Consider the following 24,707-nt stretch of genomic DNA (forward strand, 5'->3'; position numbering starts at 1 on the left):
GCTGCTTACGCCGTTGCTTCCTGACCGATGCTGTTGGCCCATTGCAGAGCCTGTGTCTGGGTCCGGTTCAGGGCTTTCGGTCCGAGCCCCGGCAGGTCTTGAAGTGCCACGGTCAACCGGGAAATATCGCCGGATTCGCTGCTTTCGGCCAGACGGAGCAGGGCGCCGAGCGGGCCGCTGCCCTCGCACAGGGCATCGCGCACGTTGGCGGTGAGGCCGAGCGGGGCGACGATGTCGGCGATCGGTTGGCCGACCAGCGCCGGCATCAGCGACATGATCCCGGCCATGAAGGCCTGGTCGGCGAAGCCGATGTCACCCGGCTGCAATTCGGCGGCCAGCAGTTCCATGAGCCGGCCGCGCGTGGCGGACAGGAGCAGCAACGGATTGCTCGTGACGCTGGCGTTGCCGGCCGAGAAAACCAGCAGTTGCAGCCAGCGCTGCAACTGGCGACGGCCAAGGACAGTGATGGCATGGCCGAGCGAGGTGATTTTTTCGCTGCTGCCCGAGCCGACCGAGTTGGTCATGCGCAGCAGGTTGATGGTCAGGCCGGGTTCGGGTTTTAGCGCCGTTTCGATTTCCGACGTTGGCGCATCGCCGAGCAGCAGCCCCATCAGTTTCATGAGCGAGATCTGCGAATGATCGAGTTTCTTGCCGGAAATGATCGTCGGCTTGGCGAAGTAATAGCCCTGGAACAGCGTGAAGCCGAGTTTCAGACATTGTTCCATCTGCTCGCGCGAGTCGACCTTTTCGGCCAGCAACTGCTTGCCCATCGGTTTCAGTTTCATGACCAGTTGCATGAGCTGGACGCGCGACAGCGGCTGGATATCAACCTTGACGATTTCGACCAGAGCCAGCAGTTCGGCATATTCCGGCTCAAGCTGGATGACGTCATCGAGGGCCAGCGTGAAGCCGGCGGTTTTCAGGGCAATGCAGCGTTCGATGACGGCTGCCGTCGGCGGCACGGTTTCGAGAATTTCGAGAACAACGGCGTGGCGCGGCAGCAACTCGAGCAGGTCGCTGAACAGGAAGGCTTCGTCGACGTTGATGAAACCGCGACAACTGCCCAGCGCCGCTTCGACGCCAAGCTCGGTGAAGGCATTGGCGATGACCGTGGCGGTAGCCTGCACGCCACAGGTGACATCGGCGAAGTTGCGGCTACCGCTGCGAAAAAGCAGTTCGTAGGCGAAAAGCTGCTGATTGCGGTCCAGGATGGGCTGTCGCCCTAGAAACAGCTGGTCGGCGGCGTTTTCGCTCACGAATTTCCCTTAAAACGGTAGTTGAATCCCCGGCCAGACTGCATTGAGGGCCTGACGGAAATCGGCCTGGATGCGTTCGAGCGCGACGGCGTTATCGGCCTCAAAACGCAGCACCACCACCGGTGTCGTGTTCGACGGGCGGGCCAGACCGAAGCCATCTGCGTATTCTACGCGCACGCCGTCGATGGTGATGGTTTCCTGGGCACCATTGAACTTGCCGTCGGCCTTCAGTTTGTCGATCAGCGTGAAGGGTTCGCCCTCGGCCATCTTGATGTTGAGTTCCGGAGTCGATGGCGAATTCGGCAGGCCTTTGAGAACCGGGTTGGCGTTGGCGGCCTTGCTGAGAATTTCGAGCAGGCGGGCTCCCGTGTACAGGCCGTCGTCAAAGCCGTACCAGCGTTCCTTGAAGAAGGTGTGGCCGGACATTTCGCCGGCCAGGGGGGCACCGGTTTCGCGCAGCTTGGCTTTGACCAGGGCGTGGCCGGTGTTCCACATCAGCGGCTCGCCGCCATGCTGGCGAATCCAGGGGGCGAGCAGGCGCGTGCATTTGACGTCGTAAATGACCGTGCCACCGGGCACGCGCGACAGGACGTCGGCGGCGAAGAGCATGAGTTGGCGGTCCGGGAAAATGATTTCGCCATCCTTGGTGACGACGCCGAGGCGGTCGCCGTCGCCGTCGAAGGCGATGCCGATTTCTGCGTCGGTTTCCTTGAGGGCCTTGATCACGTCGGCCAGGTTTTCCGGCTTGGACGGGTCTGGGTGATGGTTCGGGAAATTGCCATCGACTTCGCAGAACAGCGGCACGATCTCGCAGCCGAGACGTTTGAACAGTTCCGGGGCGATCGCGCCGGCGACGCCGTTGCCGCAATCCATGACGATCTTCATCGGGCGGGCCAGCTTGACGTCACCGACGATTTTTTCGACGTAGGCGCCGAGTACATCGGCCGAACTGCGCTTGCCCTGGCCATGCTTGAGGTCGCCGGCTTCGATGCGCTTTTTCAGGTCCTGGATGGCATTGAGGGCCAGCGTGTTGCCGCCGATGACCATCTTGAGGCCGTTGTAGTCCGGCGGATTGTGGCTGCCGGTGACCGAAACGCAGGAGTGAACGCCCAGTTCGTAGGCGGCGAAGTAGGTGACCGGGGTCGGCACGCAGCCGACGTCGATGGCATCGCAACCGGCGGCGCAGATGCCGTCCATCAATGCGCCAGCCAATTCGGGGCCGGACAGACGACCGTCGCGGCCAACGGCAATGGCCTTCTGGCCTTGCTCGACGGCCAGCGAACCAAGCGCGTGACCCACTTGGCGAACGACGTCGGCAGTCAGCGATTTATTGACGATGCCACGAATGTCGTAGGCCTTGAAAATTTCAGCAGGGAGCTGGCTCATGGTTGTCCTGTCAGGAGGTTTGTGCGGGAAATGGGCGAATCATACGTCGGCCTCGTTGCAGGAACTTTGCATTGGCGCCGCATTGCCCGAATGTCATTAATTTATGACGTTTCGAAAAGAAAGAAGTGTAAAAGCCTTTGCGGCAGCCAGTCCAGATTTCCCGGAAAAGAGCCTGTGACAAATCCCACATGGCCGCCGCTTTCGGGCTGTTCAATGCGGACGAAGGGGCTGACTTCGGCGGCCGTCGGCAAATAGCGGGAAGGCAAAAACGGGTCATTTTTCGGGTTGACCGTGAGAGTCGGCACGGCAATGGATTTCAGCCAGGGTTTGGCCGAGGCGCGCCGCCAGTAGTCGTCGGCGCCGGCAAAGCCGTGGATGGGGGCGGTTACGGCGTCGTCGAATTCATAGAGATTGATCGCCCGGCGCATGCGCGCTTCGTCAAAGAGGCCGGGGAACTGTTGCAGGCGGTTGGCCGAAATGGCTTTCAGGGTGGTCAGGAAGTGGCGGGTGTAAATCCGGTTGAAGCCGTTGGCCAGATGGTGGCCACAGGCGGCGAGGTCGAGCGGGGCGCAGAAGGCGGCGACGCCGGTAACCAGTTCGCTGGCCGCGTTGCCACGTTCGCCAGCCCATTTGAGCAGGGCGTTGCCGCCGAGCGAAACGCCGGCGGCGTGGAGCTTTTGGCTGCCGTTGGCGGCGTGCAGGCGGCGCAGGATCCAGTCGATTTCTTCGGAGTCGCCGGAATGGTAGGCGCGCGGCCGGTGGTTCAGTTCGCCCGAGCAGCCACGAAAATGGGGCAACGCGAGGCGCCAACCGGCGGCTTTGCAGGCGCGGGCGGTCGAGATGGCGTAATGGCTGTTGGCGCTGCCTTCGAGGCCGTGGAAGAGGACGAGTAGCGGCGAGTCTGCTGGGCCGTCAAGGTGATCGACGTCGATGAAGTCGCCATCGGGGGTTGCCCAGCGTTCCCGGCGCAATTTGAGCGGGCGTGGCTTGATGAGCAGTGGCCACAGGGTTTGCGCCTGACCGCCGGGTAGCCAGCTCGGCGCATGGTAGGGCTTGGCGGCGCGGCTCAATGCAGCGTGTGCGGCACGGCCTCGGCCATTGCCTGATGGCCGTCGTCGGCCGCCGAGGCGTGGCGGCTGGCCAGACGCCAGCCATGCGGGCCGCGGACGTACACGTGGGTGACGTAGAGCGGGCCGTGCGGGCTGGGGTCGTCGCCGACGAAGAGGATTTCAGTCAGGTGATGGACGGCGATGATCGTGCCGTTCCAGTGGGCGACGGGTTCGGCCTGGACGCGCAGGCGGGCATTGACAAAGATGCTGCGCCAGCTTTCGCGGATCGGCACCAGACCGAGCAGGCGAACGCCGGTCGGATGGACGCACAGCGTTTCGTCGTCTTCGGCCCAGAGCAGCATCATGCGGTCGGCGTCGCCGTCGACGATGGCTTCGTAAAAGGCGCGTTCGACGTCGTCGGGCAGGGCATAAACGGTTGGCCCGCTCATCGCGTCATCCTTTTCTGGCAGGCGGCAAAGACCTGCTCGGGGAGCAGTTTGTTGAGGCAATCGAGGTGGCCCAGCGGGCAGTCGCGTTTGAAGCAGGGGCTGCATTCGAGATTGAGGCTCAGGATGTCGGCGCGGTCGGAGAGCGGCGGTGTGAAGCCGGGCGACGAGGAGCCGTAGAGCGCGACGATCGGACGGTCGAGCGCGGCGGCGACGTGCATCAAACCGGAGTCGTTGCAGACAACCAGTTCGGCCATGGCCAGCAGATCGACGGCCTGGGCCAGCGAGGTGGCGCCGCACAGGTTGCGGCACAGGTCCGGGGCGAGCTGCGAAATTTCCTCGGCGACGGCGTGGTCCTTGGGTGAGCCGAAGAGCCAGATGGCGCAGCCCTGTTCGGCCAGTTTTTTGGCTAGCGCGGCGAAGTGGGCGGCCGGCCAGCGTTTGGCCGGGCCGTACTCGGCGCCAGGGCAGAAGGCGACGACGCGGGCCGGGCGCTCGATGGCCAGTTCGGTCAGGGCTTTTTGCTGGTCTTCCACGGTCGACCGGATTTTTGGCCGAAAAATGAAATGGCCCAGCGGCTGGCCCGGGGCTTCGGCCAGTTGGGCGAAGCGTTCGACCATGAGCGGCAGGGCGGCCTTGTCGAGCGTATGGCGGACGTTGATCAGGCCATAACGCGATTCACCGGTGAAGCCGACGCGTTGCGGAATGCCGGCCAGCCACGGGACGAGCGCCGACTTGAGCGAATTGGGCAGGACGTAGACGGCGTCATAGCCGCGGGCAGCGAGCAGGCGGGCCAGCTTCCAGCGCGGCTTGAGCGACAGCTGGCCGTGGCCGAAGGGGCTGTCGAGGACGTCGCTGATTTCCGCCATGCGCTGCAGGACGGGCGCCACCCAGCGCGGGGCGATGGCGTCGAGCTGGAGGCCGGGATGCTTGGCGTGCAGGCGGGCAAACAACGGCTGCGCCATGATCGTGTCGCCAATCCAGGAGGGGGCGACGATGAGGGCTTTCATGGGGGCGGTGCTCGTCGTCCCCGCGCCGGCGGGGACCCGGAGTGAACCGGATTCCCGCTTGGGCGGGAATGACAGCCAGGGATCAGTGGTGACCCTTGGGCGCTTCGCCCGTGAAGACGTACTTGGTGGAGCAGTACGGGCAGGTCGCTTCACCGGTCTTCAGGACGTCGAGGAATACGCGCGGATGCTGGCTCCACAGCGCGACGCTGGGCGTCGGGCAGTGCAGCGGCAGGTCGTGGGCGGTGACTTCAATGGTCTTTTTGTCGGACATCGTTTTCTCCCTGGATTAGACGGTGGCCAGCCAGTCGGCGTGGGCAGCCGAGCGGCCATAGACCACGTCGAAGTACTTTTCCTGCAGCGCCTTGGTGATCGGGCCGCGATGGCCGGCACCGATCTGGCGGTTGTCGAGTTCGCGGATCGGCGTCACTTCGGCAGCGGTGCCGGTGAAGAAGGCTTCGTCGGCGCAATAGACTTCGTCGCGGGTGATGCGTTTTTCGATGACTTCAACGCCCATTTCGCCGGCCAGCTGGATGACGGTGGCGCGCGTGATGCCTTCGAGGCAGGCGGTGAGGTCCGGCGTGTACAGCTTGCCGTTCTTGACGATGAAAACGTTTTCGCCAGCGCCTTCGCAGACGTAGCCTTCCGGATCAAGCAGCAGGGCTTCGTCGTAGCCGTCGGTCGTCGCCTCGTTGTTGGCGAGGATCGAGTTCATGTAGTTGCCAGAGGCCTTGGCGCGGACCATGGTGATATTCACGTGGTGGCGGGTGAAGGACGAGGTCTTGATGCGGATGCCGCGCTCCATGCCCTCTTCGCCGAGGTAAGCACCCCAAGGCCAGGCGGCGATGATGACGTGCACCTTGGCACCCTTGGGCGAAACGCCCATCTTTTCCGAGCCGTAGAAGGCGAGCGGACGCAGGTAACCGGATTCGAGATTGTTGGCGCGGATGACTTCCTTCTGCGCTTCGTTTAGCTCTTCGGCGGAGAACGGCATCTTCATCTGGAAGATGTGGGCCGAACGGAACAGGCGCTCGGTGTGCTCCTTGAGACGGAAAATCGCCGTGCCGCGTTCGGTCTTGTAGGCACGGACGCCCTCAAATACGCCCATGCCGTAGTGCAGCGAGTGGGTGAGGACGTGGGTGGTGGCTTCGCGCCAGGGCACCAGTTTTCCGTCTTGCCAAATAAAGCCGTCGCGATCCGACATGGACATGTTCGATTCTCCGTGTTGCGCCTGTAAAAGCCCACAATTCTAGCCGAAATCAGACGTTAAAATAACGCTTTTGCCGATAGAGCCTTGCCATGGTCTGGAAACCCCACGTTACCGTCGCCGCCGTTGTCCAGCGCGATGGCAAATTCCTTTTGGTTGAGGAAGAAACCGAGGCCGGACTGGCCTTCAACCAGCCGGCCGGCCATCTCGAAGAGGGCGAGTCGCTGATCGATGCCGTGGCCCGCGAGACGCTCGAAGAAACGGCTTACCACTTCAAGCCGACGCACCTGGTCGGCATCTATAACTGGACGCATCCGGCCAAGGAAGACACGACCTACCTGCGCTTCGCCTTTGCCGGCGAATTACGCGGTTACGAGGCGGGTCGCCAGCTCGACGACGGCATCGTCGCGGCGCGCTGGCTAACGCTCGACGAAGTCAAGGCGAACCAGGCCCGGCATCGCAGTCCGCTTATCCTCAAATGCATCGAGGATCTCTTGGCCGGCAAGAAGTATCCGCTTGATCTGCTGGTTCATTACGACTGATGCGTCGTTGGTTGCTCGCCTTGTTGATGGCGCTCTCCGGGGTGGTTGCCGCCGATGAAACGGTGCGCATCTGCTACGGCTACGGTTGCCTGGTGCAGGCGGATATCCGTTACACCGAGGGGCAGCTCGGCGAGGTCCGGCGCCTGCTGTTTGCCACGGTCAACCCGGAAAAAGAGCGAAAAATGATATCCGAGGCGATCGGGCGTCTCTACGCCTGGGGTGGTGAGCAGTCGGACATCCACAACGACCGCGCCGGCAATTACGATGATGGGCATGTCTCCGGCAAGATGGACTGCATCGATCATTCGACCTCGACGACGCGCCTGCTCAAGATGCTCGAAGCGCGTGGCTATTTGCGCTGGCATCGGGTTCTTGACCCGGTGGCGCGGGACGTCGTCACAGTATTTTTCGTGCACTACTCGGCGGTGATCGAGGAAATAACAGAGGGCGAAGCGCCACGCTTCGCCGTCGATAGCTGGTTCGTCGATAATGGGCAGCCAGCGGTGGTTTTGCCGCTGGGTGAATGGAAGAAAGGGGCTGGGCCCGATGTCTGAAAAAACTGTGGTCGTCGGATTGTCCGGCGGCGTTGATTCGTCCGTGGCGGCCTTGCTGCTCAAGCAGCAAGGCTGGAAGGTGATCGGCTTGTTCATGAAGAACTGGGAAGACGACGACACCGAGGAATACTGTTCGTCGCGCCAGGATCTGATCGACGTGATGAGCGTTGCCGACCGCATCGGCATCGACGTCGAGGTGGTTAACTTTGCTGCCGAGTACCGCGAACGCGTCTTCGCCGAATTCCTGCGCGAATACCAGGCCGGGCGGACGCCGAATCCGGACATCCTGTGCAATTCCGAAATCAAGTTCAAGGCCTTCCTCGACCACGCCATGCAGCTCGGTGCCGACAAGATCGCCACCGGCCACTACGCCGGTGTGCGCGAATTCAACGGCGAATACCAGTTGCTCAAGGCCGAGGACGGGACCAAGGACCAGAGTTATTTTCTCTATCGCCTGAATCAGGCGCAGTTGTCGAAAACGCTGTTTCCGCTGGCCGACATCTACAAGCGCGAGGTGCGCAAGATCGCCGAGGCGGAGGGCCTGCACGTGGCGACCAAGAAGGACTCGACCGGCATCTGCTTCATCGGCGAACGGCCGTTCAAGGATTTTCTGTCGCGCTATTTGCCGCCAAAAAAAGGCGAAATCCGCCGCCTCGATGATGGCAAGGTGCTCGGCGAGCACGATGGGCTGATGTACCACACCATGGGTCAGCGCAAGGGGCTGCACATCGGCGGCCTGAAGGAAAAAGGCCAGCCCGGCGGCGGTGATCACGACGCCTGGTTCGTGGTCGGCAAGGACATGGAAAAGAACGTGTTGTACGTCGTCCAGGGGCATGACCATCCGGCCCTGCTCAAGGATGACCTGGTCGCCGAGCAACTGAGCTGGGTTTCCGGCCGGGCGCCGCATACGCACTGGGTTTATACCGCCAAGCCACGTTACCGGACGGCGGATCAGCCTTGCGAGGTCGAGCGCGTCGATGGCGAAAGCTGCGAAATCCGCTTTGCCGAGCCGCAGTGGGCACTCACCCCTGGGCAGTCGGTCGTGCTTTACGAGAGCCGGGTTTGCCTGGGCGGCGGCGTTATCCGCTGAGCGGAATCAATCGTCCTTGCCGCGCAGGGACGAATTTTCGATGGCGTTCGTGAAGGCGTGGAGCAGGTCGGGGTCGTGCTTGATGCCGCTTTCCTGCTCGAGGATGCCCATGACCACCCGGTGCGAGCGGGCCCGTTGGTAGGCGCGGGTGTCGATCATCGCGTCGTAGCTGTCGGTCAGCGAAATGATGCGGGCGTACAACGGAATGTCGGTTCCGGAGAGTCGGTCCGGGTAGCCGGAGCCATCGAAATGCTCATGGTGGTGACGGACGGTCTTGGCCACGGTCGAGGCTTTATCGCCATCAATGGCGAGAATGATGCGTTCGCCGATTTCGGCGTGCTGCTTCATGCAGGCCCACTCGTCTTCCTCGAACGATGCCGGTTTGTGCAGAACACGGTCAGGAATGCCGATTTTGCCGATGTCGTGAAACTGGGCGCCAAGCGCCAGCAGCTCTATTTCATCTTCGCTCAGGCCGATGTGATAACCCAGGCCGGCCGCCAGCTGGACGACGCGGTCGGAATGCGCGCGGGTGTGATGGTCGCGCTGCCCGAGGGCAACGGTCAGGGTACGGGTAATGCTGCGCAGCGGGCTGGTATCTGTGGTGCAGTTCACGGCCGGACTCCTCGTGCAAATCAGTTCATGCAGAAGTCGACCTTCGGTTTGCGCCAAGGTTTCAACTCTTTGGCGATTGGCCTGTGAAAACTGATCGGCCAATGACCAAGGTGATCGCATGTGCCCCCGTTTTGCCGGCCGATAGGGCATCTCAGTCGTGCGGCACGGTATCCGCAAATGGTGCGCGCAGCATCAGCTTGTCGTAGAGCTTGCCCAGATTCGGGTGGTTTTCCTGCCAGTCGATTTCCGGGAAACGGAAGCGCAGGTAGCCGAGCGCGGTGCCGACGGCAATGTCGGCCATCGAAAAGTGGGTACCCATGCAGAAGCTCTTTTCACCGAGTTCCCTGGCCATGAAGTCGAGACTGCGCATGACCTTGCCGTGCTGGCGCGTGATCCAGCTGGCGCTTTGCTCTTTTTTCGGGCGCTTGCCTTCGAGCAGGGCGCTTACCGCCGCGTCGAGAACGCCGTCAGCCAGGGCTTCCCAGCGCTTGACCTCGGTCCGTTCGCGATTGGGCGCCGGAAACAGCTTGTTGTTCGGCGTGACGTTGTCGATGTATTCGACAATGACCCGGGAGTCGAACAGCGGCGTCTGGTCGTCCAGCACCAGCACGGGAATCTTGCCGAGCGGGTTGATGTTGGGAACCTTGCTGTCTTCCGTCCACGGTGAATCGATGACGAATTCGTAGTCGATCTTTTTTTCGGCCAGCACGATCCGCACTTTTCGTGCAAACGGGCTGGTATGGGAGCCGATCAGCTTCATCGTGAGCTCTCTGATTTGGGGAGTTCGATTATAGCGTATGGCGACGCCTTCGCCGGGCGGGTAAAATGGCGGGCTTACTGAAAAGGATGATTCCATGACCTTCAATCCCCTGGTTGCCCTTTCCCCGCTCGACGGCCGTTATGCCGGCAAGGTTGACGCCCTGCGCGAGCATTTTTCCGAATTCGGCTTGATCAAGGCGCGTCTCAAGGTCGAGATCGAATGGCTCAAGGCGCTGGCCGCCGAGCCGCACTTTTCGGAAATTGCCGCTTTTTCGCCGTCGACCGTGGCAGAACTCGACGCGCTGGTTGCCAACTTCACGGTTGAGCAGGCGGCCGAGGTAAAAGCCGAGGAAGCCGTCACCAACCACGACGTCAAGGCGCTCGAATACTGGATCAAGAAGAACACCAAGGGCAACGCCGAGGTGACCAAGGTCAGCGAATTCATCCACTTCGCCTGCACCTCCGAAGACATCAACAACCTGTCGCACGCGCTGATGTGCCAAGGCGCCCGCGAGCAGGCCATGCTGCCGTCGCTCGACAAGGTCATCGCCCGCCTCAAGGAACTGGCCCACGTCAACGCCGAAGTGCCGATGATGAGCCGCACGCACGGCCAGCCGGCAACGCCGACGACGCTCGGCAAGGAAATGGCCAACGTCGCCTATCGCCTGGAGCGCGCCCGTACCCGCATCGCGGCCGTCGAACTGCTCGGCAAGATCAATGGCGCGGTCGGCAACTACAACGCCCACCTGATTGCCTACCCGGGCTACGACTGGGAAGGCTTCGCCAAGCGTTTCGTCGAATCGCTCGGCCTGACGTTCAACCCCTACACCATCCAGATCGAGCCGCACGACGCGCTGGCCGAACTGTTCGACGCCTTCGCCCGCGCCAACAGCATCCTGATCGACCTCGACCGCGACATCTGGGGCTACATCTCGCTCGGTTTCTTCAAGCAGAAGGTCAAGGCCGGCGAAATCGGCTCGTCGACCATGCCGCACAAGGTCAATCCGATCGACTTCGAGAATTCCGAAGGCAACCTCGGTCTGGCCAACGCCGTCCTCAAGCACCTCGCCGAAAAGCTCCCAATCTCGCGCTGGCAGCGCGACCTGACCGACTCCACCGTGCTCCGCAACATGGGCGTCGGCCTCGGCTACACGCTGCTCGCCTACGATTCGCTGCTCAAGGGGCTGAACAAGCTGGAAGTGAACGCCCACGTGATGCAGGCCGACCTCGACGCCAACTGGGAACTGCTCGCCGAGCCGATCCAGACTGTCATGCGTCGCTACGCCGTGCCCAACGCCTACGAAAAGCTCAAGGAGCTGACCCGCGGCACCCGCGTTTCGCGTGAAGGCATGCAGGCTTTTGTCTCGACGCTGGAAATTCCGGAAGCGGCCAAGGCTGAATTGCTCAAGCTGACGCCGTGGGATTACACCGGCAAGGCCGCCGAACTGGCCAAGCGCATCTAAATGCAGTGCGCCAAATGCGGGCAGGAAGTGCCGGCCGACGCCATCTACTGTCCGCATTGCACCGGTGAGCGCAAGACGACTGACCGCCAGGTGATTAACGGCGGCATCCGGGGCGGGCTGATCGGCCTGTTCCTCGGCCTGTTGCCCGCCGCCTGGCTGCTTTTTGACTTTGGCGCCGAGCGCGGCATCAAGGCGATTGCCTTCATCGTGCCGGCCGTCACGTTTACCACCGGGCTGATCATCGGTCTGGTCAAAGCCAAACGGGAGTGGAAGTAGGGCGGCCGCCCGATTGCCACGGTCAACCGGAAAAAAACGTCGAAAAATGAAATAGTCGGCGCGGGGGCGGCTTCCCCGTCCGCATCCACGAAAGGTCATCCATGTCTTTTGCCGAAAACCTCAAGAAATTGCCGGGCATTTCACACCTGGCTGCCATCAACCTGCTCGACGCTGATGGCAATGTCGTCGCCGCCATCGAAAACAAGGCGGGTAGCCAGGGTTCGCTGGCGGTGTACAACCATCTGGCGCAAACCTATGGCTCGATCAACGTCGAAGCGGCGAAAAAGGGCATGGAAATCTTCGCCGAGCACACCGAAGACGAACGCGCAAATCCGGGCAAACATCCGAACATCGCCCGCCTCATCGCCATCGAGCAAGGCGCCCCGGCTCTGCGCGTCAAACACGTATTTATGGTCTAGCGACTAGCTTGGTGACTCAGGTCACAGAGGGCCTTGCTGAGACTGCCTAAAATGAAGATTCTTGGCCGGGATGAAAGTTCTTTGGAATAATTACTGGTCTGGCTGCGTATACGTTTCTGTGTTCAACTCCTTTACGGAAAATAACCAATGAAATCCAAACTTTTGCTCGCCCTGCTGACCGTCACCCTGGCAGGTACTGCCGCCGCTCAGGTCAAGGTTGAAGACGCCATCAAGTTCCGCCAGTCCGGCTACGTCTTCATGGCCTGGAACATGGGCCGCATCAAGGCCAATGTTGAAGGCACCTACAACAAGGACGAAGTGATCAAGGCCGCCAACGCCATCCAGGCCATCGCTAATTCCGGCATGGGGGCGCTGTACGTGCCGGGTAGCGACAAGGGCAAGGGCTGGGAAGACACCCGCGTCAAGGCAGAACTGTTCACCAACAAGGAAGGTGTCGGCAAGGTGGCCGGTGCCTTCGTCAAGGAAGCCAACGAAATGGCCAAGGTTGCGGCGACCGGCGATGCCGCTGCCGCCAAGGAACAATTCGGCAAGCTGGGCGCTAGCTGCAAGGGCTGCCATGACGACTTCAAGGTCAAGAAATAATCAGGGCAATACCCTCAATAACGGGCACCTGCGGGTGCCTGTTTTTTTCCGGTTTCAAAAGGTCAGGACATGAACAAGCAACGAATTCGCCTCTGGGATCTGCCGACCCGCCTGTTTCACTGGGTACTGGTGCTGGCCGTCATCGCAGCGGTCGTCAGCGGGCAACTGGGCGGCAATCTGATCGAAGTGCACGGCAAGATCGGCCTGGCCATCGTTGGCCTGATCGCCTTTCGTCTCGTCTGGGGCTTTGCCGGTTCGACCTACGCTCGCTTCGCCCAGTTCTTCCCGACGCCGGCCAGGATCAAGGTCTACCTGAAAGGCGAATGGCGCGGCCTCGGCCACAATCCGCTCGGCGGACTTTCCGTTTTCAGCCTGATTTTCCTGTTGACCGTGCAAGTCACCAGCGGCCTGTTTTCCAACGATGACATCGCCTTCGTCGGCCCCTTGTTCGAACTGATCGACAAATCGCTGAGCGACCGCCTGAGCGGCATCCACCACCTGCTTTCGAATGTCCTGATCGCCCTCGTCGTCCTCCATGTCGGCGCCGTCATCTTCCATGGCCACTTCAAGAAAGACAATCTGGTCAAGCCGATGCTGACCGGCTGGAAGGAAGGCGCGACCGGCGAGCCGGCCAGCGGCGGTGGCATCATCGCCTTGGTAGTGGCCCTGGCCATTGCTGGTTTGGCCGTCTATGGCGCCAGCGGCGCCTGGCTACCCGAGCCGCCACCCCCGCCGGCAGCGGTGGAAACGCCGAGTTGGTGATTGATTCAGGCTGGGGCTGCAACGAGCCTATCAGTCTCTTCGCTGTTTGGTTATTCAGCGGGCCGAACCACTCTGAAAACTGCCGGATGGCCAATTTGTGTTTCTCGGCCAGAGCGGATGTTGGTCCAACCCAAGTTTAGGGGCCAATATTGAGAAATTTGCCGACGTTGGGACAAGTAACGAAAAGACGAATAGAATCACTTGGTCTATTTCAGTTGAGTTCGCCATGAACAAACTCCCCTCTCCTGCTTCCTTGTCTTTTCCAAATACCAAACCCCTTGCCCGCGTCCTGGCGGGCATCGGCCTGGGCGCATGCATCGCCATATCCCCCGCCTTTGCTGCGTCCACACTCACCAGCTTCACCCTGAACACCGGCGTTACCGGGGTCAGCACTGGGACGTTTAGCGTAGGCTCATCTACCTTATCTTCGACCGGTGACCTGGCTGGTTCCGGCAACACCTTCAACTACGCATCCCAGTTGTTCACGCCGTCCGCCACGGGCTCCTACACCTTCGGCATGTCGTCGGCACCGAACGATACGGTGCTGATTCTCTATTCCGGCAGCCATAACCCGGCGTCGCCGACGACTAATGTGGTTGCCCTGAACGACGACAGTGACGGCTTGGGTGCTGGCGGCGTGACGATGGGAACATGCGGTGGTTTAGCGGGGCTTTGTCCGAAGATGACCCAGAGCCTCACCGGGGCCACCAACTACTATGTGGTCGTGACGACATATGGTGCTGGCGGCTCGGTGACCCTGCCCATCGGCTTTTATGTCTATGGCGAGCCGGTCGGCGTTGGTGGAGCGCCTCCGCCTGCCGCACTCAGTGTGTTGGGGTCTTCGACGGCACTGGGCAATTCTCCGGCCTACGGCGGCGCGCGCATCATTGATGACACGCCGGCTCTGCTGGCACTGTTCACCGGTGCCGGACTTTCCGGCGACCAGCAAATCTCGGGTGCGGCCTCGCAGACCCTGCCTCTTCTGACGGGTGGTTCGGTCGTTGCTGCACAAGATGTCCTTCGCGATATTGGTCGGATTGTTCAGGCTAGAATGTCCAGTAATTCCGGTATGTCCACCGGTGATGCATTTGACGGTGACAAGAATTTCTGGATGAAGCCGTTTGGCTCGATGGCTGACCAGAATGATCGCAACGGAGTTGCCGGCTACAAGGCCAATACCTTCGGTCTGGCCATCGGCGTTGATGGCGCGGTGACCAAGGCGCTGCGTATCGGCGGGGCGTTTGCTTACGCCAAGAGCGATATTAACGGTCAATCCAGCATCGCGCCGCAGAGTGCTCTGGTCGATGTCTATCATCTGCTCGGCTACGGTAGCTACAGCGTTGATGATCGCACCGAAATCAACTTCCAGGTTGGTATCGGTCAGAACGAAAATAAGGGCCGTCGCCAGATCGCTTTCACGTCTTCGCTGGCTTCTTCTGATTTCAGCAGTGAAACCGCCAACGTCGGTGTCGGTATCGGGCGCACCTATCGGCTAAGCACCGAGACCAGCGTGACGCCGTCTGTTCGCCTTGATTACACGTGGATAAAGGATAAGGCCTATTCCGAGACAGGTGCAGGTTTGCTGAACCTGAATGTCAGCGGGCGGGAGACTGATGCGCTGATCGTTGGCGTTGATGGAAAAGTGGCTCATCAACTCAACGCCCAAACAACGCTGATCGGCAATTTGGGGGTGGGCTACGATACGATCAACAAGCAGTCTGCAATTACTTCGGCGTTCGCTGGTGCTCCTACGGCGGCCTTCGTGACCTATGGTATCGATCCAAGCCCGTGGCTGGCTCGCGGCGGCATGGGCGGGGTCTATAAAACCAAGTCAGGCCTGGAAATCACCGCTCGTTATGATGCCGAGTATCGCGAAAGTTTCCTGAACCAGACGGCTTCCGTCAAGGCTCGCTGGGCATTCTGATCGTCACGGAATACGTGCAAGGCCATCAGGGGAGCCTGATGGCCTTTTTCTTTTCTTGCGACGGTATTGTGGATACATTGATCTGAGATGAAACTCCTTTGGTGTATTGCCAGTTTGTTTCTGTCCTCATGTGTGACCGTTCCTTCATTCGAGGAGCGCCGTCGTTTTGCCGATGAACTGGCGGCCCTGCATGGTTGGCGGAGTATTTCGCTGGAAGCCGGAAAGTTCGATTTGATGGCTTATATGCCCTCTGTGCGGACTCCCGGAAAAACGCTTACGATTTTCGTTGAGGGCGACGGGTATGCGTGGATAGACAGGACTCTGCCTTCCTTTGATCCAACGCCGCGCGATCCAGTCGCATTGAGACTTGCCTTGGCGCATCAGGATGGAAATGTCGCTTATCTCGGCAGACCATGTCAGTACATCGATGCCGAGCTTTCCAAATGTTCACGGCGGTATTGGACAGAGGAACGTTTTGCCCCCGAGGTAATTGCGGCAACAGCCGAAGCAATCGATATCCTGAAGCGGAGTTTTGGTGCCAGCCGTCTGATTCTGGTCGGGTATTCAGGGGGAGGGGCTGTTGCCACGTTGGTTGCTGCCCGCCGTAACGATATCGAGCAGTTGGTAACCGTGGCGGGGAATCTGGATCACCGTGCATGGACGACACACCACCGGATAACCCCTCTGGTAGGGTCGCTCAATCCTGCCGATCAGGTGGATGCTTTGCGCGAGATTGCTCAGTGGCATTTGGTTGGGGCGAACGATATCAACATTACCCCAGAGATCGTTCAAGGGTTTGCCAACAGATTTCCGCAAGACCATCGCCCGATAGTTACCGTGAAACCCGGCTTTGATCACCGCTGCTGCTGGGCAGAAAACTGGACAGCAATCTGGAGGCAGCGTGCAGAGGCCCGTTGAATAAGCTAGCGCTGTCTTGAGTGGCGGGGCGCCCAAAATGAAAAAGCCGCCAGTTTCAATTTGGCGGCTTTTTTCCGGTTGACCGTGGGATTCGCTTAAACGACGGCTCCGTCTTCGTTGGCGCCTTCGATGACTTTGGGTTTGACGATGAACTGCTCGCGGGAGACGCCCAGCCACATGACCAGCGGGCTGGCGACGAGGACTGAGGAGTAGATGCCGAAGCAGATGCCGATGGTCAGGGCCATGGCGAAGTAGTGCAGGGTTTCGCCGCCGAAGATCAGCATGGAGAGGACCATGAGCTGGGTGCTGCCGTGGGTGATGATCGTCCGGCTGATGGTGCTGGTGATGGCGTGGTCGAGGACTTGCGGCGTGGTCAGGCCGCGGACCTTCTTGAAGGTTTCGCGGACCCGGTCGAAGACGACGACCGACTCGTTGACCGAGTAGCCGAGGACGGCGAGGACGGCAGCCAGCACCGACAGCGAGAACTCCCACTGGAAGAAGGCGAAGAAGCCGAGAATGATCACCACGTCGTGCAGGTTGGCGATGATGGCGGAGACCGAGAAGCGCCATTCGAAGCGGAAGGCGAGGTAGATGACGATGCCGATGACGACGAGCAGTAGCGCCATGGCACCGTTCTCGGCCAGTTCCTTGCCGACCTGCGGGCCGACGAATTCGACACGCTGCTTGGCGCCGCCCGGGGCGTCGGCCTGCAAGGCTGCCATCACGGTGTCGCCGATCTGGTTGGTGTTCTGGTCGCCCTTCAGCGGCAGGCGGATCATGACGTCCTGCGAGGAACCGAAGTTCTGCACCGAGTAGTCCGAGAAACCGGCCTTGCCCAGCGCGCCGCGGATCTTTTCAAGGTCGGCAGACTGCTCGTATTTGACTTCGATCAGCGTGCCACCAGTGAATTCGACCGACAGGTGCAGGCCCTTGGTGAACAGGAAAACGACGGCGAGGATGAAGGTGAGGAGCGAGATGACATTGAACGTCAGCGCATGGCGCATGAACGGAATGTCTTTCTGGATGCGGAAAAATTCCATTTTCGTTTTTCCTTATTTTTTGCCGTTGACCGTGGCAGCGGCTGGCTTCCACAGTTGACCGATGGCGACCTTGGTCAGCTTTTTCTGGCGGCCGTAGATCAGATTGACCAGCCCGCGCGAGACGAATACCGACGAGAAGATCGAGGTCAGGATGCCCAGACAATGGACGACGGCAAAGCCGCGGATCGGGCCGGAGCCGAAAATCAGCAGGGCGAGGCCGGCGATCAGCGTCGTGATGTTGGAGTCGAGAATGGTCCCGAAGGCGCGTTCGTAGCCTTCCGAAATGGCGGCTTGCGGCGGCATGCCGTTGCGCAGCTCCTCGCGCACCCGTTCATTGATCAGCACGTTGGCGTCAATGGCCATACCGAGCGTCAGCGCGATGGCGGCGATACCGGGCAGGGTCAGTGTCGCCTGCAACAGCGACAGGATGGCGACCAGGAAAAGCAGGTTGGAGGCCAGGGCGATGACCGAAACGACGCCGAACATCTGGTAGTAAAGGATCATGAAGACGGCGATGGCGGCGAAGCCCCACATCGTCGACTGGAAACCCTTCTTGATGTTCTCGGCACCGAGCGACGGGCCGATGGTCCGTTCCTCGATGATGTCCATCGGCGCGGCCAGCGAACCGGCGCGCAGCAGCAGCGCCGTGTCGTTGGCTTCCATGGTGCTCATGCGGCCGGAAATCTGCACCCGTCCGCCGCCGATTTCGCTGCGGATGACCGGCGCCGTGACGACTTCGCCCTTGCCCTTTTCGATGAGCAGGATGGCCATGCGCTTGTTGATGTTCTCGCGCGTGACGTCCTTGAAGATGCGGGCGCCGGCCGAGTCGAGGGTCAGGTGAACCGCAGCCTCGTTGGTCTGGTTGTCGAAGCCGGGCTGGGCGTCGGTCAGACGGTCGCCGGTGAGGACGACCTGCTTCTTGACGAGCAGCGGCTGGCCGCCACGTTCGGTGTAAACCTCGGTGCCGAACGGCGGGTTGCCGGCCAGGGCGGCTTCCAGCGCGCCGGTCGAGTCATCGACCATGCGGATTTCGAGGGTCGCCGTGCGGCCAAGGATGTCCTTGGCCTTGGCCGTGTCCTGCACGCCGGGCAGCTGGACGACGATACGGTCCTGACCCTGCTGCTGGATGATCGGCTCGGCGACGCCGAGTTCGTTGATCCGGTTGTGCAGGGTGGTGATGTTCTGCTTGAGGGCGAATTCGCCGAGTTTGTTCTGGGCTTCCGGCTTGAGCGTGGCGACCAGCCTGGGTTCGCTGGCGTCGCCGGCTTCGGTGACCAGCAGGTCGGGCTGGCTGTCGCCGATGGCGAAGCGGGCCTTGTCGCGGGTTTCAGTGTCGCGGAACTTGACGACGATGCGCTCGCCTTCGCGGTTTACGCCGCTGTGGCGCAGGTTCTTGTCACGCAGCACGGTGCGCAGGTCAGCCGAGGTCGAGTCGAGCTTCTTGGTCAGCGCGCCCTTCATGTCGACTTGCAGCAGGAAATGCACACCACCGCGCAGGTCGAGGCCGAGGTACATCGGCAGTGCGTTCAGCGAGGTCAGCCACTGCGGCGAGGCGGTCAGCAGGTTCAGGGCAACGACGTATTGCGGATCGCCAGCATTCGGGTTGAAGGCCTTTTCGAGAACATCCTTGGCCTTGAGCTGGGTGTCGGTGTCCTTGAGGCGGACCTTGACGCCAACGTTATCGAGCTGAATGCCATCGTGCGTGATGCCGGCGGTCTTCAGGGCCTCCTCGACACGGGCCTGGGCCTTGGCGTCGATCTTGATCGTGACCTTGGCGCTGGACAACTGCACGGCCGGGGATTCGCCGAAGAAATTGGGCAGGGTATAGACGAAGCCCAGCAGCAGCGCGACGGCGATGGTGATGTACTTCCAGAGTGGATAGCGATTCATGGCGGCTTCAAAGCAAAAAGGGCGACACGAAGCCGCCCTTTGGGGTGATTACAGCGACTTCAGCGTGCCCTTGGGCAGAACCAGGCCGATCGACGGCTTTTGCACGACGACTTCGGTGCCGGTGGCGATTTCGACGGAAACGTAGCTGTCGCCGACCTTGGTCACCTTGCCGACGATGCCGCCCTGGGTAACGACTTCGTCACCCTTGGCCAGCGCGGCGAGCAGCGCCTTGTGTTCCTTGGCCTTTTTCATTTGCGGACGAATCATGAAGAACCACAGCACGACGAACATCAGGATCATCGGCAGCATCTGCATCAGGCCACCCGTCGGGTCGGCGGAGGCTGCAGCGGTCTGGGCGTGGGCAAAGCTAATCATTGTGGTAACTCCGGATAACTAAGAAATTCAGAACGCGCGATTCTATCACTCGCCGGATGACCGTTTGCGGACAAACTCGTCCGACCACTCGGTGAACGTGCCGGACTCAATGGCGGCACGCATTTCGGCCATGATGACCTGATAGAAATGCAGGTTGTGGATGGTGTTGAGCATGCCGCCGAGGATTTCGCCGTGGCGGAAGAGGTGGTGCAGGTAGCTGCGGGTGAATTGGGTGCAGGTGTAGCAGCTGCAGCTTGGATCGAGCGGGCCGGTATCGAGTTTGTAGCGGGCGTTCTTGATCTTGACGTCGCCGAAGCGCGTGAACAGGTGGCCGTTGCGGGCATTGCGCGTCGGCATCACGCAGTCGAACATGTCGATGCCGGCCTTGACCGAACGGACGAGGTCTTCCGGCGTGCCGACGCCCATCAGGTAACGCGGCTTGTGCACCGGCAGGCGGGGGGCGACGTGGGCGAGGACACGGACCATGTCTTCCTTCGGTTCGCCAACCGACAGCCCGCCTATCGCCATGCCATCAAAGCCGATGTCGTCGAGCCCGGCCAGCGACTCGTCGCGCAGGTCTTCGTACATGCCGCCCTGAACGATACCGAACAGCGCGTTGCTGTTCTCCAGCTTGTTGTGCTCGTCGCGACTGCGTTGCGCCCAGCGCATGCTCATGCGCATCGACTTGGCCGCTTCTTCGTGCGTCGCCGGGTAGGGCGTGCACTCGTCGAAAATCATGACGATGTCGGAATTGAGCACCTTCTGGATCTGCATCGAGATTTCGGGCGTCAGAAAGAGCTTGGCGCCATCGTGCGGCGAGCTGAACTTGACGCCTTCCTCGGTGATCTTGCGCATGGCGCCGAGCGAGAAGACCTGGAAGCCGCCGGAGTCGGTGAGGATCGGCTTCTGCCAGTTCATGAAATCGTGCAGGCCGTTGTGTGCCTTGATGACATCGAGCCCCGGCCGCAGCCAGAGGTGGAAGGTGTTGCCGAGGCAGATCTGGGCACCGATGTCGTGCAGCGATTGCGGCGTCATCGCTTTGACCGTGCCATAGGTGCCGACCGGCATGAAAACGGGTGTCTGGATCTGGCCGTGGGCCAGCGTCAACGTGCCACGGCGGGCAGCGCCGTCGGTCTTGAGGAGTTCAAATTGCATCGGATTTCTCGAGGAGCATGGCGTCGCCATAGCTGAAGAAGCGGTAGCGCTCGGCCACGGCGTGGGCGTAGGCGGCGCGGATGTTGTCGTAGCCGGCAAAGGCCGAAACGAGCATGAGCAGCGTCGATTTCGGCAGATGGAAATTGGTGATCAGTCGGTCAACGACCTTGAAGCGGTAGCCGGGGGTGATGAAAATGCTCGTTTCGGCCGCGCCGACGCGCACCGTGCCATCATCGTTACCGGCCGATTCGAGGGCACGCAGGCTGGTCGTGCCGACGGCGATGACCCGGCCGCCGGCAGCGCGGGTGGCGGCGATGGCCTCGGCGGTTGCTTGCGGAATCTCGAAGCGCTCGCTGTGCATGCGGTGGTCGGCAATCTTCTCGACGCGCATCGGCCGGTAGGTGCCGGCGCCGACGTGCAGGGTCAGGAAGGCGGTGTTGACGCCTTGGGCCCGGAGCTTGGTCAGCATGGCCTCGTCGAAATGCAGGCCGGCCGTGGGTGCGGCGACGGCGCCCGGTTCCCGGGCATAAACCGTCTGATAGCGCGTTTCATCGGCGCCTTCGGCCGGGTGCTCGATGTAGGGCGGCAGTGGCAGCTTGCCGTGTTGTTCGGCCAGTTCCCAGAAATCGCCGGGTTCGACCAGTTCGAGTGCGAAAAAATCGCCGTCGGTGCCGGCGCGGCCGGTCATGCAAACCTCGAAGGCGTCACCGAGGCGCATTTTGCTGCCCGGCTTCGGCGCCTTGCTGGCGCGAATCTGGCAGATGGCGTGCGTCGCATCGACGATGCGTTCGAGCATGATTTCGACCTGCCCACCGGTTTCCTTGCAGCCGAAAAACCGCGCCTTGATGACGCGGGTGTCGTTGAAAACGAGCAGGTCGCCGGCTTTCAGCAACTCAGGCAGGTTTTCAAATTTGCGGTCAATTTCCGGTTGACCGTGGCATTGGCCGCAGACATGCAGCAGGCGGCTGCCGGTACGTTGGGCGGCCGGGTGCTGGGCGATCAGTTCGGGGGGGAGCGGGAAGTCGAAGTCGTCGACGGTCAACGACATGGTCTGAATCCAGGTGGAAACTTGAACGGTCTTGCGCAGGGAAAGCCGTTTGGTCGTTGTCGGGCTGGGCTTCGTCGCACCAATCAACGGGCAGGCTGTCCAATCGAAAGTCGTTTCGGTTGGTCAATAAAATAGGCCCGGATTCTACCATTCGCCGGATCAAGGCTGGCATCAAACACCGTCCGTTGCACAATCGCCGCCGTGCAAACGTGGACCGCCGACAGGAATTCGTCGGATACTGCCGGGCTTGCTACACTAGTTCCAATTTTCAATATCGAGGTGCTTCATGCTCAAGGGATTCCGGCTTGCGCTACTGTCCTGTCTGGTTGTTTTGCCCATCTTTCACAAGGCCTGTGCCGATGAACTGAAGATTGGCTACGTCAATCTGGAACGGGTTTTCCGGGAGGCGCCAGCGGCCATCAAGGCCAGCAAAAAAATGCAGGCAGAGTTCGAGGTGCGTCGGCAGGACTTGCTGCGCATCGAGAACGATCTCAAGGCGCGTCAGGCTGCGCTGGTGGAGAAGGGCGCCTCGCTGTCGGATAGTCAGCGGCGCGCCAGGGAGTCCGAGCTGGCCGAGATCTCGGTCAGTTTCCAGCGCAAACAGCAGGAATTCCAGGAAGACCTCAAGCTTCGGCAAAACGAAGAGACCTCGGCCGTGCTTGAGAAAGCCAATAAAGCCATCTTCGATCTGGCCAAGTCAGAGCACTGGGACTTGATCCTGCAAGAAGCCGTATCCGTCAGCAGCAGGATCGATGTGACCGATAAGGTCATCAAGAAAATGACCGGTGACTGAACTCCCGTAGCCTGGGAGCAGGCCGCATTGTTTTCGGCCTGCTTTGCCGGGGGGCGGCAACGGTTGCCGCACTACCCCCGGATATCGATGATCGTGCCGAGAACCTGATCGCCGGTCTTGATGACGTTTGCCGCTGCCTTGGCTTCGATTTCTCCTTGGCGCATGGCCACCATCTTCCCGGCGAAATCATCGTTTTCGACGTTCAGGCCGCTTCCGGCGATGGTTGTACGGTTGATGCCGGCTTGCAGACTTTGCAGGCCGCTGGACATGATTGAACTGATGGACATGGTTACCTCGGTCTACTGTGACCGTGATTCCTTTGCAGGACCCGTGCCAGAAGCGGGCGGTGGTGACGCTCAGTTTTTTCCAGCTTCCTCCAAGGCCTTGTTTCTCGCCTCGGTTTCCTTATTCGCGGTGTCAAGGCTGGCTTTCATGGCGTCCATGTTCTCTTTTGCCTGCTTGGCCTGGTCGGCTTGAAGCTTTCCCGCGGTTGCCGCGCTTCCAGCGGTTTCAAGGCCGCAACCGGAGAGAAGCAGGGCGGCAAGAGCAATCAAAGTTTTCATTTTCCGGTCCCTTTGGTCAGGTGGATGTGACGCTCTGAAGGGGCCAAGTTAAACATTCAGAGCATGTCGGTCATTCTGGACCGTGCTGGAATGAAAGGCGACAAAAAACCCGCACATGGGCGGGTTCTATGGACTTGCCTGGACTGCTTGAATGATCTTCCTGGTGCCCCGGGCCGGACTCGAACCGGCACACCTTTCGGCGGCGGATTTTGAATCCGCTGCGTCTACCGATTCCGCCACCGGGGCATTCGGAGCGCGGATTATCCACGAATCACTTCTTTGGTTCAAGTGAATCGCTGCATGGGAAGGCTTTGGCCAGTGCGCCGGCGACCAGGGTGGCCGGACTGACGGTGGTGTTGAGCGGCACGCGATCGACGTGGATAACGACGGCGCGAACGAGGCGCATCGACAGGTCGGCATCTTTCGGCAGGCAGAAAGCGTTGAGTTTGACGCCGACCTGCTCGGCCAGATAGTCGCTGACGCCGTAGCTGTCGGCAAAGCCGGCGACATAGGCGATGCAGCGGGCGCTGCGAATGGCCTGGAAGGGGTCGCTGGATTTTTGCCCGGCGTACATCTCATCGGCCACCTGACAGTCGCCGCGCAGCTCTTGCCCGGTATAGGCGTGTGCCGAGGCGGCGAAGAGGAGGGGGATGAGCCAGAGCAGTTTCATTGTTTTTCGAACCAGTTGAGTTTTTCGTGCAGGCCGACAACGCTGCCGACGACGATCAGCGCCGGTGGCTTGATACCCGATTCGGCGATGCGGTGGGGCAGTGTACCCAATGTGGCGAGTACCGTCTGCTGGTCGGTCTGCGTGCCATTGCGGATGACCGCCGCCGGGGTCAGCGAGGGCAATCCGTGGTTGATCATCTGCCGGCAGATTTCGGCGACGGCGCCGATGCCCATGTAGAAGACGACGGTCTGTCGAGGCCGGGCCAGCGCTGGCCAGTCGAGATTGACGGTGCCGTCCTTGAGGTGGCCGGTGACGAAGGTGACCGACTGGGCGTGGTCGCGATGGGTCAGCGGGAAGCCAGAGTAGGCGGCGCAGCCGGCCGCAGCGGTAACGCCGGGGACGACTTCGAAGGGAATGCCGGAGGCGACGAGGGTTTCGAGCTCTTCGCCGCCGCGGCCGAAGATGAACGGATCACCGCCCTTGAGGCGGACGACGGCCAGGCCTTCCTGAGCCAGTTTGACCAGTAGTTCGTTGATCGAATCCTGCGGCAGCGTGTGTTTCGAGGCTTCCTTGCCGGCGTAGATGCGACGGGCGTCGGGGCGCGCCAGATCCATGATTCCGTCACCAACCAGATGGTCGTAGACGAGGGCGTCAGCTGATGCAATCAGGCGCGCAGCCTTGATGGTCAGCAAGTCCGGATCGCCGGGGCCGGCGCCAACCAGCCAGACTTTTCCGGCTGCGAGTTTGTTCAACTTGTTCATGGGTAATCCCTGCCTTTGGGCGGCCATCCTAATGCGGGAGAGGGCGCCTGCCAATAGCGGGAAGTCAATGAATGATCGATATACACCTAAAGTATTAATAATGTAGTTATAAATGACTATAACCGTTTGAATGTAATGG

General features: G+C 60.9%; 29 protein-coding genes and 1 tRNA gene. 11 read left to right on the plus strand and 19 right to left on the minus strand.

Features of this window, described 5'->3' with window-relative positions; translation table 11 throughout:
* Window positions 1-5: 5 nt before the first annotated feature.
* The 7 genes from AC07TV_RS04960 to AC07TV_RS04990 form a co-directional block, all read right to left on the minus strand.
* A complete protein-coding gene (locus AC07TV_RS04960; protein ID WP_494647289.1) occupies window positions 6-1,256 on the minus strand; it encodes an EAL and HDOD domain-containing protein in 1,251 nt (416 codons plus the stop codon).
* 9 nt (window positions 1,257-1,265) lie between these two features.
* Window positions 1,266-2,642 (minus strand): phosphomannomutase/phosphoglucomutase, encoded by a 1,377-nt coding sequence (locus AC07TV_RS04965; RefSeq protein WP_494647290.1) that lies wholly within the window; start codon window positions 2,640-2,642, stop codon window positions 1,266-1,268.
* Between the two features lie 101 nt (window positions 2,643-2,743).
* Window positions 2,744-3,712 carry a YheT family hydrolase gene (locus AC07TV_RS04970; protein ID WP_494647291.1) on the minus strand — a complete coding sequence of 323 codons (969 nt, stop codon included), beginning with the start codon at window positions 3,710-3,712 and terminating at the stop codon, window positions 2,744-2,746.
* Window positions 3,709-4,140: a nuclear transport factor 2 family protein gene (locus tag AC07TV_RS04975; protein ID WP_494647292.1), complete on the minus strand. Its 432-nt coding sequence runs from the start codon at window positions 4,138-4,140 to the stop codon at window positions 3,709-3,711. Before AC07TV_RS04975 ends, AC07TV_RS04970 begins: the two co-directional genes overlap by 4 nt.
* On the minus strand, window positions 4,137-5,147 hold the full coding sequence (waaF, locus tag AC07TV_RS04980) for a lipopolysaccharide heptosyltransferase II (protein ID WP_494647293.1): 1,011 nt from the start codon (window positions 5,145-5,147) through the stop codon (window positions 4,137-4,139). The genes AC07TV_RS04975 and waaF overlap by 4 nt, the downstream gene beginning before the upstream one ends.
* 82 nt (window positions 5,148-5,229) lie before the next feature.
* Window positions 5,230-5,418 carry a zinc-finger domain-containing protein gene (locus AC07TV_RS04985; RefSeq protein WP_494647294.1) on the minus strand — a complete coding sequence of 63 codons (189 nt, stop codon included), beginning with the start codon at window positions 5,416-5,418 and terminating at the stop codon, window positions 5,230-5,232.
* A 15-nt stretch (window positions 5,419-5,433) separates the two neighbouring features.
* Entirely contained in the window at window positions 5,434-6,354 is a 921-nt protein-coding gene (locus tag AC07TV_RS04990) for a branched-chain amino acid transaminase (RefSeq protein WP_226497857.1), read from the minus strand.
* An 89-nt stretch (window positions 6,355-6,443) separates the two neighbouring features.
* Here AC07TV_RS04990 and AC07TV_RS04995 point away from each other — a divergent pair, with 89 nt between their 5' ends.
* From AC07TV_RS04995 to mnmA, 3 genes are read left to right on the plus strand one after another with little or no spacing between them, the layout of a single operon-like run.
* Window positions 6,444-6,893, plus strand: a complete 450-nt coding sequence (locus AC07TV_RS04995; protein WP_494647295.1) for an NUDIX hydrolase — start codon at window positions 6,444-6,446, stop codon at window positions 6,891-6,893.
* On the plus strand, window positions 6,893-7,447 hold the full coding sequence (locus tag AC07TV_RS05000) for a hypothetical protein (protein ID WP_494647296.1): 555 nt from the start codon (window positions 6,893-6,895) through the stop codon (window positions 7,445-7,447). Before AC07TV_RS04995 ends, AC07TV_RS05000 begins: the two co-directional genes overlap by 1 nt.
* Window positions 7,440-8,537, plus strand: coding sequence for a tRNA 2-thiouridine(34) synthase MnmA (gene mnmA / locus AC07TV_RS05005; protein ID WP_494647297.1), 1,098 nt, complete (start codon window positions 7,440-7,442; stop codon window positions 8,535-8,537). The genes AC07TV_RS05000 and mnmA overlap by 8 nt, the downstream gene beginning before the upstream one ends.
* A gap of 6 nt (window positions 8,538-8,543) precedes the next feature.
* On the opposite strand, the gene AC07TV_RS05010 is transcribed toward mnmA, so the two are convergent.
* Together AC07TV_RS05010 and AC07TV_RS05015 are read right to left on the minus strand one after the other, a co-directional pair.
* Window positions 8,544-9,149: an HD-GYP domain-containing protein gene (locus tag AC07TV_RS05010; protein ID WP_494647298.1), complete on the minus strand. Its 606-nt coding sequence runs from the start codon at window positions 9,147-9,149 to the stop codon at window positions 8,544-8,546.
* A 151-nt stretch (window positions 9,150-9,300) separates the two neighbouring features.
* Window positions 9,301-9,909 (minus strand): glutathione S-transferase, encoded by a 609-nt coding sequence (locus AC07TV_RS05015; RefSeq protein ID WP_494647299.1) that lies wholly within the window; start codon window positions 9,907-9,909, stop codon window positions 9,301-9,303.
* A gap of 94 nt (window positions 9,910-10,003) precedes the next feature.
* Here AC07TV_RS05015 and purB point away from each other — a divergent pair, with 94 nt between their 5' ends.
* The 7 genes from purB to AC07TV_RS05050 all read left to right on the plus strand — a co-directional run bounded on the left by purB (window position 10,004) and on the right by AC07TV_RS05050 (window position 16,273).
* Entirely contained in the window at window positions 10,004-11,371 is a 1,368-nt protein-coding gene (gene purB, locus AC07TV_RS05020) for an adenylosuccinate lyase (protein ID WP_494647300.1), read from the plus strand.
* On the plus strand, window positions 11,372-11,647 hold the full coding sequence (locus tag AC07TV_RS05025) for a zinc ribbon domain-containing protein (RefSeq protein ID WP_226497864.1): 276 nt from the start codon (window positions 11,372-11,374) through the stop codon (window positions 11,645-11,647).
* A gap of 101 nt (window positions 11,648-11,748) precedes the next feature.
* The gene (locus AC07TV_RS05030) at window positions 11,749-12,066 is read left to right on the plus strand and encodes a DUF2322 family protein (RefSeq protein WP_494647301.1); all 318 of its coding nucleotides are present in this window, start codon (window positions 11,749-11,751) and stop codon (window positions 12,064-12,066) included.
* 147 nt (window positions 12,067-12,213) lie between these two features.
* Window positions 12,214-12,669 (plus strand): c-type cytochrome, encoded by a 456-nt coding sequence (locus AC07TV_RS05035; protein WP_494647302.1) that lies wholly within the window; start codon window positions 12,214-12,216, stop codon window positions 12,667-12,669.
* 69 nt (window positions 12,670-12,738) lie between these two features.
* Complete coding sequence (locus AC07TV_RS05040) at window positions 12,739-13,431, plus strand: cytochrome b/b6 domain-containing protein (protein ID WP_494647303.1); 693 nt, start codon at window positions 12,739-12,741, stop codon at window positions 13,429-13,431.
* A 226-nt stretch (window positions 13,432-13,657) separates the two neighbouring features.
* Window positions 13,658-15,355: an autotransporter family protein gene (locus AC07TV_RS05045; RefSeq protein ID WP_494647304.1), complete on the plus strand. Its 1,698-nt coding sequence runs from the start codon at window positions 13,658-13,660 to the stop codon at window positions 15,353-15,355.
* Window positions 15,356-15,442: 87 nt separating this feature from the next.
* On the plus strand, window positions 15,443-16,273 hold the full coding sequence (locus AC07TV_RS05050; RefSeq protein ID WP_494647305.1) for an alpha/beta fold hydrolase: 831 nt from the start codon (window positions 15,443-15,445) through the stop codon (window positions 16,271-16,273).
* A 95-nt stretch (window positions 16,274-16,368) separates the two neighbouring features.
* Here the strand turns inward: AC07TV_RS05050 and secF are convergent, their stop codons facing one another.
* From secF to queA, 5 genes are read right to left on the minus strand one after another with little or no spacing between them, the layout of a single operon-like run.
* Entirely contained in the window at window positions 16,369-17,313 is a 945-nt protein-coding gene (gene secF, locus AC07TV_RS05055) for a protein translocase subunit SecF (RefSeq protein ID WP_494647306.1), read from the minus strand.
* A gap of 12 nt (window positions 17,314-17,325) precedes the next feature.
* On the minus strand, window positions 17,326-19,203 hold the full coding sequence (gene secD, locus AC07TV_RS05060) for a protein translocase subunit SecD (protein ID WP_494647307.1): 1,878 nt from the start codon (window positions 19,201-19,203) through the stop codon (window positions 17,326-17,328).
* 48 nt (window positions 19,204-19,251) lie between these two features.
* Window positions 19,252-19,578: a preprotein translocase subunit YajC gene (gene yajC / locus AC07TV_RS05065; RefSeq protein ID WP_226401283.1), complete on the minus strand. Its 327-nt coding sequence runs from the start codon at window positions 19,576-19,578 to the stop codon at window positions 19,252-19,254.
* A 45-nt stretch (window positions 19,579-19,623) separates the two neighbouring features.
* Window positions 19,624-20,733 (minus strand): tRNA guanosine(34) transglycosylase Tgt, encoded by a 1,110-nt coding sequence (gene tgt / locus AC07TV_RS05070; RefSeq protein ID WP_494647308.1) that lies wholly within the window; start codon window positions 20,731-20,733, stop codon window positions 19,624-19,626.
* Window positions 20,723-21,781: a tRNA preQ1(34) S-adenosylmethionine ribosyltransferase-isomerase QueA gene (gene queA / locus AC07TV_RS05075; RefSeq protein WP_494647309.1), complete on the minus strand. Its 1,059-nt coding sequence runs from the start codon at window positions 21,779-21,781 to the stop codon at window positions 20,723-20,725. The genes tgt and queA overlap by 11 nt, the downstream gene beginning before the upstream one ends.
* A 286-nt stretch (window positions 21,782-22,067) precedes the next feature.
* Between queA and AC07TV_RS05080 the strand changes: the two genes are divergently transcribed.
* Window positions 22,068-22,574 carry an OmpH/Skp family outer membrane protein gene (locus tag AC07TV_RS05080; RefSeq protein ID WP_494647310.1) on the plus strand — a complete coding sequence of 169 codons (507 nt, stop codon included), beginning with the start codon at window positions 22,068-22,070 and terminating at the stop codon, window positions 22,572-22,574.
* Window positions 22,575-22,645: 71 nt separating this feature from the next.
* Here AC07TV_RS05080 and AC07TV_RS05085 read toward each other — a convergent pair whose 3' ends face one another.
* From AC07TV_RS05085 to cobA, 5 genes are all read right to left on the minus strand, one after another.
* Window positions 22,646-22,861, minus strand: coding sequence for a hypothetical protein (locus AC07TV_RS05085; RefSeq protein WP_494647311.1), 216 nt, complete (start codon window positions 22,859-22,861; stop codon window positions 22,646-22,648).
* Window positions 22,862-22,930: 69 nt separating this feature from the next.
* The gene (locus tag AC07TV_RS05090; protein WP_494647312.1) at window positions 22,931-23,137 is read right to left on the minus strand and encodes a hypothetical protein; all 207 of its coding nucleotides are present in this window, start codon (window positions 23,135-23,137) and stop codon (window positions 22,931-22,933) included.
* A gap of 161 nt (window positions 23,138-23,298) precedes the next feature.
* A tRNA-Leu gene (locus AC07TV_RS05095) sits at window positions 23,299-23,383 on the minus strand.
* Between the two features lie 25 nt (window positions 23,384-23,408).
* Window positions 23,409-23,807, minus strand: a complete 399-nt coding sequence (locus AC07TV_RS05100) for a Rap1a/Tai family immunity protein (RefSeq protein ID WP_494647313.1) — start codon at window positions 23,805-23,807, stop codon at window positions 23,409-23,411.
* A complete protein-coding gene (cobA, locus tag AC07TV_RS05105) occupies window positions 23,804-24,568 on the minus strand; it encodes a uroporphyrinogen-III C-methyltransferase (protein WP_494647314.1) in 765 nt (254 codons plus the stop codon). Before cobA ends, AC07TV_RS05100 begins: the two co-directional genes overlap by 4 nt.
* Window positions 24,569-24,707 lie beyond the last annotated feature (139 nt).

The organism is Azonexus sp. GW821-FHT04F04, from assembly GCF_059420025.1.